This is a genomic window from Parabacteroides sp. PF5-9 (genome assembly GCF_029893105.1).
Lineage (GTDB): Bacteria > Bacteroidota > Bacteroidia > Bacteroidales > Tannerellaceae > JARXWG01.
Map to the genome: position 1 here is coordinate 1 of NZ_JARXWG010000044.1, position 1,489 is coordinate 1,489.

Sequence of the window (1,489 nt, forward strand, 5' to 3'; positions counted from 1 at the left end):
CAGTCATGTTCGGAAGAAGTTTGTCGTTTTTTACGAAAGTATATATTTCTTTCTGTTATGGATAACTAGGTAGTTATCAACAAAAAAAGCCCCCTGTTGTTAATAACTTATTGCCATTTAATTAGTTAGTATAAACCTCGAGACTTTATCTTTACGGCAAATTAAATATGTTGATGAAAATATTTGATAAGCACCGTATAACTCTGGCTGAGATTCTAAGGGAAATACCTGAGGAATCTCTTGCCCAGATATCGAAAAAGACTCATGTTGACCATTATACGAAAGTACTCAATGGTAAATTGATGTTTTATTTATTGATTTACGGTATGTTGCGCGTAGATCGCCTTAGCCAACGTGGTTTGTCTGACGCTTTTTCTTCTCCTTTATTTCGTACCATATTCAATGTAAACGGGAAAAAAGAAATATCCCATAGTTCCATCTCGGATCGCTTGTCTGTTATTGAACTTAACTTCTTCAGAGAAGCTTATGAGTGTATCTATAAAAGATATTCATCTTTATATACCCGTAAAGAAATTGCCGGTATGTGTTTGCAACGTGTAGATAGTACCTTAGTGGCTGAATCAAGCAATAAACTGAGGCAAGGGATTACCACCGGTAATCAACACGGTAAAAAGAAGATGATAAAATACACAATCAACTTTGACGGCACGTTTGGCAGCTTTGCCTTGATGCATGATCAACCAAGGTATACCTCAGAAGTTTTGGCTTTACCTGAAAATGTAATGGGTCACTTTAAGAAAGAACCTAATCATGCGACAGTATATCTCTTTGACAGGGGACAATGTTCTGCTGAAGCATTTAAGGAGATGAAAGAGACAGAAAACCTGCTTTTTGTCAGTCGGTTGATGGATAATCGTAAACTGAAATATGTGAAAGAAAATTCCATTGATCAAGACTCTTTTGATTCGGGCGTATTACATGAAGACGCCATTATTAAACTCTACAAAAAAGAAGTAGCTACCAGCAAAAATGGGAAATCAACGAATAAAGTTGTTTTAGTAGATGAAGAATTCCGTATTGTACGCTTTACCCCGGATGAGGCGGAAAAACCTATTACGCTAATTACCAACATGTTAAATCTTTCCGCTGCAGAAATAGCACAAATGTATCGTCGCCGATGGGATATCGAAGTGTTTTTTCGATTCCTCAAACAGGAACTCAACTTTAGCCATTTCCTATCCTTAAACGAAAACGGTATACAAGTCATTCTATATATGACACTGATTACGGCTATGTTGGTAATGATTTATAAAAAAGAGAACGAACTAGGCTACAAAACAGCAGTCCGGAGGATGGGTATAGAACTTGAAAGCGTTGTGTTAGCCATTATAGTTATAGAGAGCGGAGGCGATCTAAAGAAAACCAAGTTACCTGATCCGTAAAAAAGAACACTTTTTACAGATCAGGCAAAAAGCAGTAAACAAATCAGGCATACACTGGCTGGCAGAAAGTCTTCCGAACATGACTG

Annotated in this window: 1 protein-coding gene; it reads left to right on the forward strand. The window is 37.1% G+C overall.

Going from position 1 to position 1,489, the window contains the following annotated elements:
• Nucleotides 1-173 precede the first annotated feature (173 nt).
• On the forward strand, nucleotides 174-1,403 hold the full coding sequence (locus tag M2135_RS15520; RefSeq protein ID WP_280749436.1) for an IS4 family transposase: 1,230 nt from the start codon (nucleotides 174-176) through the stop codon (nucleotides 1,401-1,403).
• Nucleotides 1,404-1,489 lie beyond the last annotated feature (86 nt).